The following is a 9,538-nucleotide window of genomic DNA, read 5'->3' as shown; positions in this document are numbered from 1 at the left end:
GACCAGCTCGGAGCCGGCCATCTTGATGAACGTCGCGTCGGTCTGGTTGGCGACCGCTTTGGCCAGCATCGTCTTGCCCGTCCCCGGCGGACCGTGCAGCAGGACCCCGCTCGGTGGGTCGATCCCGACCTCGCGGAACTGCTCGGCGTTGAGCAACGGTTCCTCGACAGCTTCACGCACTTCCCGGATCTGCTCTTTGAGGCCGCCGATATCGTCGTAGGTGACGTCCGGGCTCCCCTCGACCTGCATCGCCTGGGCGCGGGCGTCTGTCTCGGCTTCCAGAGTCGACTTCACGTTGAACGAGTCGTTGATCGCGACCCGCTCGCCGGGTTCGACTTCGTCGGCAAGCGATCCCGGCAAGTCCGTCAGGACCTCCTGGTTGTTGCCGTGTTGCTTGACGATGACGCCATCATCGGTCATTTCCTCGACGGTCCCGATGTACAGCGAGGAGGTCTTTAGCGCCTGGTTCTCGCGTTCGAGCGTGTCGACTTCCTCGGCGAGGGAACGTTTTCGTTCACGGACGGCCTCCAGCTGGGAGTGGAGTTCCTCGTTGACCCGAAGCACTTCCGCATAGTGTTCCTTGAGGGCTACGAGCCGTTCGGAAGGTGACATCTCGGGATCGAGGTCAAGCGTCGGGCGATCCGGCAACGAGGGACTGCGGGACATCTGACGGTCGGAACTACTCGGTCGGAGAAAAAGTGCCTTTGGGTCTGGTCGTGCCCGGGCCGGCAGGGACCGAACTGACGTTTCACTCCAAGATCACGACCGGGACGGCGTAGGACTATTCGCGACAGGTCGTCGTCGTCCTCAGCGTATTCGAGGCGGAGCCTCCGGCCGCAAGTCGAGCGGGACCGGCGGTCCCTCTGCCCATTCGAACGGGCGCGAAGCGCCGTGAGAAGAGCGAGGGATCGGGACCCTTCGGACCATGCGAACGGCGAAGCCGTGAGCAGATCGCGGGACGCTGAACGCGAACGGAGAGTATGAATCTCCTGCCGAAGATTCCGGCCAGAGCGGGAGTCCACGCGAAAGCCCCAGTGGAGGCTCACAGCCTCCACGTCGACAGGCCGAGCGAAGTAGGGTGGGTAGTTTATACCCGCTTCGAGACGGCCACCAGGTTGACGGCGAGCCCGATCAGTATCAGCGCTGCGCCGACGCCGAGATTCCCGGTCGAACTTGACAGCAGCGTCGCCGAACTCCCGGCAATCTCCGCGACAGCGTTGGCGGTACCGCCGACCAGCAGCGCGACACCGGCCAGCCCGAGTAACAGGTTCCCGGTCGTGCCAAGGTCAGACTCGTCGTCGTCCTCGTAGTGGACGATCGCCGACGAGACGGCTTCCTGGATCGTGTCACCGATCGTCTCCTCGATGTCGACGACCTGGTCACCGACGTAGTTCTGCAGGGTTCGCTCCCTGCGATCCAGTTCGTCTGCCCGTTCGGCGAGAGCCTCCTCCTGGTTGTCGATCCGTGCCTCGCGCTCGTCGAGTTCGTCCTCCCGCTCGGCGATGCGCTCCTCACGACCCTCCAGTTCGTCGCGGTACTCCTCAAGTTCCGTCGAGCGCTCCCTGAGTTTCTCCTCGCGCTCGTCGAGTTCCGTCGACCGTCGTTCCAGATCCTCGGCGCGCTTGTCCAGTCCGAGTTCCCGCTGATCGAGCCGTTCCTCGCGCCGCGTTAGTTCCGCGACTGGATCGGTCTCGGCGTCGGTCGCCTCCGTGTCGTCTTCGCCGTCGTCCGCGGTACTCCCCGCTGTCACTTCGGGTTCGGCGCGTTCGAATCCGTCGTCCCCGTCGTTCGCCCCGTCTCCCTCGGCCTCGTCGGATAGGTTCGTGTCATCACTCATATCACTTTGAGTGTCCAGTGGAATCGTTAAGAAACTTTCCAGAGGGTCGTTCGAGAGAGACCATACTGTATATGATAGATAGCGGGACGACAGCGACATTGGACGTGTCGACCGTCGGGTCCCACGGTTCGAACGGGGCTGTCGAAACGCCTACCTACCGGCTGACCCTACCGGTAGCCATGACCGCCCAAGAGGAGGAGCAGGCCGCCGCGGGGACGCCCGAGGGGCAAGGCCCCGTCGAGATCGACGAGGAACTGGCCCGCCACCTGGAGAACAAGCGCGAGGAACTCTTCGAGAAGTTCGAGATTCCCGATGCCTTTCCGCCCGAGGTACTGCAAGAGGCCGAGGAGCGGACCGAGGACGTGCGATCCGAAATCGAGGATGAAATCGACGAGCGACGGGATCTCAGGGACCTCACGACCTGGACGACCGACCCGATCGATGCCCAGGACTTCGACGACGCTATCTCAATCGAGCGTCGTGACGACGAGATCGTTCTCTGGGTGCATATCGCCGACGTGACTCACTACGTCACCCCTGACACCGCGATGTGGAATTCTGCGGTCGAACGGGCCAACACTGTCTATCTGCCGGGATACACCGTCCACATGTTGCCGCCGATCCTCGCCGAGACGGTCTGTTCGCTGGTCCCCAACGAGGATCGTCTCGCACACACCGTCGAGATGCACCTCGATCCCGAGAACCTCTCCTACGAGAACATCGAGATCTACAAGTCAGTCATCCGCAGCGACGCGCGGCTGACCTACACCGAAGCCGAGCGCCTGCTCGACGAACCCGAGACGGCCGCGGACGTCCTCGAAGACCAGTCGGTCGACCTCGCAGAGAAGACCCAGCAGGTGTGGGAACTGGCCGATCAGATGCACGACCAGCGCAAGGAGGATGGGAGCCTCGTCCTCAACCCGCGGCGCGATCGCGCCCATACGATCATCGAAGAGTGTATGCTCAAAGCCAACAAGGCCGTCACACACGTCCTCATGTGGGATCGCGGCCTCGAAGCGATGTATCGCGTCCATCCCCAGCCCAGTCCCGACGAGTGGAGCGAAGCCCTCCAGGAGATCCAGGACTTAGACGGCGTCTCGATCCCCGGCGAGGCCTGGGACGATCCCCGGATGGCCGTCAACGCCACCCTGGAGGACGCCCCCAAACGCCAGCTCGACAAGATCCAGTGGGCCGTGATGAAGGTGATGCCCCGTGCGAAATACATGAACGACCCCTTCGGCGGCCATCACGCGCTGAACTTCGAGATCTACGGCCACTTCACCTCGCCCATCCGCCGACTCTCCGATCTCATCAACCACTGGATCGTCCACACTAACGACGTGCCCGAGGACCTCGTGGCGCTGTGTGATCGGGCCAGCGACAAGCAACAGGACGCCGAACAGTGCGAGCGGGAATACAAGGGCTTTCTCGAAGAGGTCGGACTCGACCCCGCGGCGGTCAACAACCGCGGGATCGAAGTCGTCGACTGAGACGGTCCCGATCACAGTGGGAATTCTCTGCGGAGCAAGCGGCCACGGGGGGAACCGCGAGTCCGGACGTACTGGGCCGATTGCTCGGAAGTGCCCTGGTTACCCGGTGTATCGCCGAACGAAGTGAAGGGAGTCCCGTCAGAAACGACGTGACGGTGTCGACGTGGAACCGTCCCCCGTTGCTCCGCGAAACGCTCGAATGCGAAGATCCTGATGGACGGAAACTGGAACAGAGCCAAAGTCGATATCATACTCATATTATTTGTATATATTTGTGTGACATCGATGTGACCCTCATGGAACGTGGCAAAGCGTTTCGAGTATGTTTGTATAAAGTCTTACCGAATCTTTTAGTAGGTACAGAAAATAGCATTACGCGAGGTGAAAACAGATGGCTGTGAGAGACCGCTCCTGGCGAGGGATCGCCAGTCGAACGCCGCGTATTCGGCGCGTCTCCCGGTACGATTTATATCTCGTCACCCTCCCTCTCGTGTTCCTCACGGCCATCCTGATCGCGGTCGTCGCGCCAGTCTCCATCCAGGAGAGCGTCTTTGGGGCCTCGGTGGTCGGCGCGACGATCCTCGCCGACGGCCTATTTGTCAATCCGCCGGACGTCGGTGAGTCCAAGTGACGGCCGGCCGCTGCAGGCGCACGAGGGGGGCGGCGGTGTCCGAACGTTCGTCGATATCCGACCGACGAGTGATTCGTCCACCCGTCAGTCGTGTGGCCATGGGGTGATCCGTTCACTCGAGGTACCCAACTGATAGGGTATCTCGCTTATGAGGGGCGTTGCCCTAGCAGGATCAACAGCAGGACATGACGCGCATTGTGACTGTCGGTAGCCTTACAAACGACGAACGCTAATCTGATCACTGTCACGACCGATCTCGATGTCAGACGAACCCATCACCACGAGTAAAGCGATTCACCGACGTGCAGGGACAACGTTCTACGTCGCGACACGGGTTCTCCCCGAGCGGGTACGGGAGGCGACGTACGTCCTCTATGCGTTCTTCCGGATCGCCGACGAGGTCGTCGATCAACCGGACCCGCCGTCAGCGGCGATCCAACGGGAAAAGCTGGAAACGATCCGGAGCGCCGCCAAAGGAGGCGCGTACGACGAGGCGGTACTGTCGGCTGAGGATCGGGCAGTGCTGGATGGATTCCGGTCGTTGGCCGACCGGGAGTCGTTCGACCCGGCCGAGATCGACGTTTTCATCGACGCGATGGCACAGGACATCGAACAGACGCGCTACGAAACTCACGAAGAGTTGTCCGCGTACATGCGCGGATCGGCGGCCGCCGTCGGGAACATGATGCTGACCGTCATGGATCCCGCGGAACGCGAGGCGGCCGAACCGCACGCGCGGTCGCTGGCGGAAGCTTTCCAGCTCACCAACTTCATCCGTGACGTCAGAGAGGACATCCGTGACTACGATCGGGTTTACCTGCCCAAAGAGACTCTGGAACGGTTTGGTATCACCGAGCCCCAGCTACGACGCGGCGAAATGACCGATGATCTGCGGGCGGCGATCCGGACGGAGCTCCAGCGCACGGAGTCGCTTTACCGCCACGGCGTCGCAGGCATCAGATATCTCCCTGCAGACTGCCAGTTCGCCGTATTGTTATCGGCCGTCCTCTATGCGGAACATCACCGCCGGATCAGGGACCTCGGGTACGATGTCCTCGGGGAGGACACCTCACTGTCGACAACGCGTCGCCTGTGGCTGGTGCCCAAGACCTACTATCACTGGTGGCGCACGGGAGACCCGGAAACCGCCTTCTACGCCGCGAGTGCGATCTCCGAGGGCGACGGCGAAACGGACCGTCACGGGACCGTCGGCGCCACGCCGGAAGGTATCGTCTGACGGGGGGCCACCGAGGCGGGTCCAGGCGGTCGCGTCTGACGTAAAACCTATACCCGTCCCGGCCAGTCACACGCGTATGGGATTGATGAGCAAGATTCTGGGCGGAACGGGGTCCTCGCGGCGGACCGAGGACTACGTCGAACTCGACGCCGATGACGTGAATCTGGACGTCGAGGGCGCGGATACCCGGGTCCGTATCGCGCGGATCGGCGAGAAACAGGACGTCATCGAGATCAAGGACGCCGTCTACGACGGCGACATCGTCGTGGCCGACATCACGCGCCACACGACCCAGGATCGAGAGATGGAGCACATCAGCGACGAACTCAAACAGGTGGCCAACGAGGTCGGTGGGGACATCGTCCAGAAGGACGACGATCAACTCATTATCACTCCGTCCGACGTGGCTATCAGCCGAGAACGGCTCGGACAGTAATCCACTCCGTCGCCTGGGGGAGTTCCTATCGATCGTCGAGTGGGGTGGTTCTGGAGGCGATAATCGGACGCGGGAGCGTCAGGCGACGTCGTCGGGCGCGTCGGGATCGTCCTCGACCGACCGCTTCATCGAATCGCGGCGGGCTTTGGCGTCACGCCCGGTCGCTTCCTCGAGGAAGTCGTTCTTTATCGTGACGGCTTCCTCGGCGGCTTCGACGTGACCCTCTGCGATGACCTCTTCGGCGGGCCGTTCTTCGATGTCGAGCGCGAGTTTGTCCTTCTTGCCGTCGTAGGGCACGGTCCCGACGGTCACGTACTCGAAGACGGGATTGTCGGGGTCCTCGACGACGAACAACTCGGTGTCATTGTACGACTCGGTCCCGGAGATCGGGCCGAAGTAGTCCTCGACGGTGGCCTCCATGTCGGGGATCCGTTCTTCGAGATATTCGCCGCGACGCATCTTGTATTCACGCATGGGCGGCCGTTCGAGAAGGGGAGGTTTACCCTTTTCGCGTCGCCGTCGATCACCCCGATTCGTGGACGAGCGTGCCCTGGTGACACTCCGGACAGAAGTCGCCTTCCCGGAGTGACGACGAATCGACCGGCGTCGTGAACTCACACTCCGGACAGCGGAACTTCCCTTCGGGAACGGTCACCGTGGCCCCCGACCGGTCGGCGTCGAGGTCCGGGTCCGCTTTCGACCAGACCTCCGACTCGTCGGCGCGGTCGATCGGTCCCGCGTCGGACGCTTCGGCGTTGTCTCCCGCATCTGAGGGCACGTCTCCCGAGGGGTCGTCGGTCGAGGGCTGGCCCCGGCCGGTGGATTCCACCGCCTCGTCGCCGGACTTCGTCGAGGAGTCGTCGGTGAACCGTTCGATCCCGTCGGTCCTCGACGGCGTGTGCTCCCGATCGGACGCGTCGGCCTCCGTTTCCTCGGGCCACTCGCCTGGATCCCGGTCGGGTTCGTCGTCATCTTCGAGGATGACACCGTCGTCCTCGACAGGCGGCGGTGACTCGTCGCCGTTCCCCTCTCCGCTGGCCGGTGGCATCCTCTCGCTGGCGGGTCCGTCGGCTCCATCGGCGTCCGCGTCACTCGGTTCGTCAGTCGTGACTGCTTGTCCGTCTTCGGCGTCGACGATCTCGGCGCCGACGGACGTCTCCGTCGTCGGTGCACTCGGCCCCTCAGTGCTATCTTCGTCTCCCGGGGTCACAGCCGCTTCTTCGCTCCCTCCGGAGGGCGATACTTCCTCGGGAGTCTCGATGGTCGTCACTTCCTTGTTCTCGGAGACGACCCGCGTCTCCCCACAGCGCTGGCAGGTCTCAACCTCCCGGATCGTGATGATGACCTCACTCCCTTGCTCTTCGCGGTCGCGTTCGACGGCCGTCTCGCCGTAGGCGTGCCCGAACAGCGAACACTTGATACCCATTGCCATGAAGTCACCCCCTCCGAGTTATAAGCGTACTGCTTGGGAGAATCAGGTGGTTCCCGGGGACAAGCGTAAGACCCGGCCAGTCGAAAGTGACCGTATGGACGTCAAGCCGGAGTACCGCGATCGGGACGAGGCGGAGGTGGCAGTGCTCGACGCGCTCGCGGAACGGGCCGGGGAAGGAATGACTGTCTTCGAGATCCGTTCGCGGGCTGACGTCGACATCGACCGGCTGGAGACTGCACTGGCCGACCTCAAGGCCGACGACCTCATCGAAGTCACGGAGAGAGAAGAGCGGACGATCATCCGTCCCGACGAGGACGTCATCGGTCCGGAGACGGACGAGGACCCGGACTCGCTGGTCGACCGGATGCGCGAGAGATTTCCCTTCTGATCACAGCGTCGCGGCGACGACAGCGAGATTCTGGATGACCACGACCGTCCCCGCGGCGATCAGACTCAAGAACCAGAGCCGCCATCCGGGCACCGTCTCGACCACGTCCCGGCAGGCCACCAGCACGACGCCGACGTAAAGCGCCACAGCCCCCTTCAGAACGATCACCAGCAGCGGCTCGTGGGTCAACAGCGTCCGGATCCAGGGGTTGATCTCCGCGGCGGCCGACCCGGTGGCCGTCATCGCGACCACTGTCGAGAGCGTGTCGGCGAACCCCCAGACGATGACCAGCGAGAGGACCAACTCGACGTAGCCGGGCGTCTCGAGCCTGACGGGCCACTCGCGGGTCGCAAACCGGGGCATCTATACATTACATTCGATAGGGAATCGCAAAAGATCACGGTCCTGAGTATCGACGATGATAACAGCGGAGTGACGATTGCGGGTCGGAGGTGTCCTGCATCACTCCGGAAGGGTACAGTCGCCCCCGTAGTTCCCATCGGTGACGGTATCGATGGCCGGCTGGTCGCCACAGATCGGACAGTCGGGACGCGCCCGGAGCGGGACGGACTCGAAATCGACTGTCTGTGCGTCGTAGTGGAGGATCCGGCCAGCCAGTGGATCGCCGACATCGAGGAGGTGTTTGAGGACCTCGCTCGCCTGGATCGTTCCGATCGTCCCCGGCAGGACGCCCAGAACGCCAGCGGTCGCACAGTCCGGGATCGCCCCCTCCGGCGGGGCCTCGGGGAACAGACACCGGTAGCAGGGGCCCGATCCGTCGAAGGTGGCAACCTGTCCCTCGAAGCGGTAGACGGCGCCGTGGACGAACGGCGTCCCGGCGAGCGTACAGGCGTCGTTGACGAGAAAGCGCGCCGGGAAGTTGTCCGTCGCGTCGACGACAATGTCGTATTCGGCGATCAACGACTCGGCGCTCTCTGGCGTCAGATCGGTTTCGTGGGTCTCGACGGTGACGTCGGGGTTGAGATCGGTGACGAATTCGGCTGCGCTGGTGACTTTCGGTCGGCCGATGTCGTCGGTCCCGTGGATGACCTGCCGCTGGAGGTTCGAGCGTTCGACGCTGTCCCCGTCGGCGAGGCCGAGTCGGCCGACTCCGGCGGCCGCGAGGTACTGGACGATCGGCGAGCCGAGGCCGCCGATGCCGACGATCAGGACTGAACCGTCCAGCAGGGCACCCTGGCCGTCCGGGCCGATGTCCTCCATGACGATCTGGCGGGAGTACCGATCGAGTTGTTCCGGATCGAGCGCCGGCAGTGACATGGCGGACGTTTCGGATCAATCGGGATAAGCGGCGCGTTCGGCACACCGAAATGTTTATCGAGGTAGTACTGTCAGTTGAAAATACAATGCCGAAGACCCCCCTGGTGAATCCCCGCGAGTACTACGAGAGTTTCGAACGCCCTTCCCTTCCGTTCGCGGCCGGCATCGTCATCTTTGAGGCACTCGCCATGTCGGTCATCCTCTGGGTATTTCTGACCCGTCTTTTCGACCAGGTCGATATCTCACCGGCAGCACAGTCGGAAGCCGGTGGCATGATCGGCGGCGCTATCTTCGGGATCGCCGTCGGCGTCATCGTTGGGTGGCTCCTCCTCGCGGTCATCCTGCACGTGTTCGTGTGGTTCGCTGACGGCGAAGGCGGGTTCGGAACGACGCTTGCCGTCGTCGGCGAAGCCGAACTCGTCACCATCGCACTCCTCCCGATGACGGGGTTCGGTCTGTTCGCGGTGCTGGGAGACGTTCCTACCGATCCGGCAGCCGCCGCGGGGTTCATCGAAAACGCGACGACGACTGCATCGCCGATCACTCTCCTGACCAGCTTCGTCGGGTTCGTCTGGCAGGCGGTGATCCAGGGTATCGGCCTCGCTGTCGCCCACGATATCCCCGTGGGGAAGATGCTGACGCTCACGTTCGTCGTCGGGTTCCTCGGCTTTCTCTTCAGTCTGGTGTAGCTGACCGGCGACAGCATTCCCGGACTGATACTGTCGGCTATAACTTCGTAAAGATATTCGGCACCACGGAATGCCGAAATTCTTCAGGGGATTATAGCCGACAGTATGAGCGACGGCCGA

12 protein-coding genes are annotated in these 9,538 nt (G+C 62.9%); 6 read left to right on the top strand and 6 right to left on the bottom strand.

Features of this window, described 5'->3' with window-relative positions; genetic code table 11:
- Positions 1 to 666, bottom strand: a 666-nt coding sequence (locus E3374_RS08865) for an AAA family ATPase (RefSeq protein ID WP_136688799.1), incomplete at its 3' end; no start/stop codon positions are given.
- Between the two features lie 421 nt (positions 667 to 1,087).
- Complete coding sequence (locus tag E3374_RS08855; protein WP_136688721.1) at positions 1,088 to 1,837, bottom strand: hypothetical protein; 750 nt, start codon at positions 1,835 to 1,837, stop codon at positions 1,088 to 1,090.
- 179 nt (positions 1,838 to 2,016) lie between these two features.
- Between E3374_RS08855 and E3374_RS08850 the strand changes: the two genes are divergently transcribed.
- The 4 genes from E3374_RS08850 (at position 2,017) to E3374_RS08835 (ending at position 5,631) form a co-directional block, all read left to right on the top strand.
- Positions 2,017 to 3,327: an RNB domain-containing ribonuclease gene (locus E3374_RS08850; RefSeq protein ID WP_136688720.1), complete on the top strand. Its 1,311-nt coding sequence runs from the start codon at positions 2,017 to 2,019 to the stop codon at positions 3,325 to 3,327.
- A 391-nt stretch (positions 3,328 to 3,718) separates the two neighbouring features.
- Entirely contained in the window at positions 3,719 to 3,958 is a 240-nt protein-coding gene (locus E3374_RS08845; RefSeq protein ID WP_136688719.1) for a hypothetical protein, read from the top strand.
- Positions 3,959 to 4,217: 259 nt separating this feature from the next.
- Positions 4,218 to 5,195, top strand: a complete 978-nt coding sequence (locus E3374_RS08840; protein WP_136688718.1) for a phytoene/squalene synthase family protein — start codon at positions 4,218 to 4,220, stop codon at positions 5,193 to 5,195.
- 76 nt (positions 5,196 to 5,271) lie between these two features.
- Positions 5,272 to 5,631 carry a cell division protein SepF gene (locus tag E3374_RS08835; protein ID WP_136688717.1) on the top strand — a complete coding sequence of 120 codons (360 nt, stop codon included), beginning with the start codon at positions 5,272 to 5,274 and terminating at the stop codon, positions 5,629 to 5,631.
- Between the two features lie 78 nt (positions 5,632 to 5,709).
- Here E3374_RS08835 and E3374_RS08830 read toward each other — a convergent pair whose 3' ends face one another.
- Positions 5,710 to 6,105 carry a DUF5611 family protein gene (locus tag E3374_RS08830; protein ID WP_136688716.1) on the bottom strand — a complete coding sequence of 132 codons (396 nt, stop codon included), beginning with the start codon at positions 6,103 to 6,105 and terminating at the stop codon, positions 5,710 to 5,712.
- A 49-nt stretch (positions 6,106 to 6,154) separates the two neighbouring features.
- A complete protein-coding gene (locus E3374_RS08825) occupies positions 6,155 to 7,057 on the bottom strand; it encodes a DUF7093 family protein (RefSeq protein WP_136688715.1) in 903 nt (300 codons plus the stop codon).
- Positions 7,058 to 7,157: 100 nt separating this feature from the next.
- Here E3374_RS08825 and E3374_RS08820 point away from each other — a divergent pair, with 100 nt between their 5' ends.
- Positions 7,158 to 7,451: a DUF6432 family protein gene (locus tag E3374_RS08820; RefSeq protein ID WP_136688714.1), complete on the top strand. Its 294-nt coding sequence runs from the start codon at positions 7,158 to 7,160 to the stop codon at positions 7,449 to 7,451.
- On the opposite strand, the gene E3374_RS08815 is transcribed toward E3374_RS08820, so the two are convergent.
- Both E3374_RS08815 and E3374_RS08810 read right to left on the bottom strand, forming a co-directional pair.
- The gene (locus E3374_RS08815) at positions 7,452 to 7,814 is read right to left on the bottom strand and encodes a hypothetical protein (protein WP_136688713.1); all 363 of its coding nucleotides are present in this window, start codon (positions 7,812 to 7,814) and stop codon (positions 7,452 to 7,454) included.
- 99 nt (positions 7,815 to 7,913) lie between these two features.
- On the bottom strand, positions 7,914 to 8,729 hold the full coding sequence (locus E3374_RS08810) for a HesA/MoeB/ThiF family protein (protein ID WP_136688712.1): 816 nt from the start codon (positions 8,727 to 8,729) through the stop codon (positions 7,914 to 7,916).
- An 86-nt stretch (positions 8,730 to 8,815) separates the two neighbouring features.
- On the opposite strand from E3374_RS08810, the gene E3374_RS08805 reads away from it, so the two are divergent.
- Positions 8,816 to 9,418, top strand: a complete 603-nt coding sequence (locus E3374_RS08805) for a YIP1 family protein (RefSeq protein ID WP_136688711.1) — start codon at positions 8,816 to 8,818, stop codon at positions 9,416 to 9,418.
- Positions 9,419 to 9,538 lie beyond the last annotated feature (120 nt).

The organism is Halorhabdus amylolytica, from assembly GCF_004944975.1.
In the GTDB taxonomy this organism is placed as follows: domain Archaea; phylum Halobacteriota; class Halobacteria; order Halobacteriales; family Haloarculaceae; genus Halorhabdus; species Halorhabdus amylolytica.
Note: the sequence above shows the minus strand (reverse complement) of the source record. Positions and strands in the feature narration are given on the sequence as shown.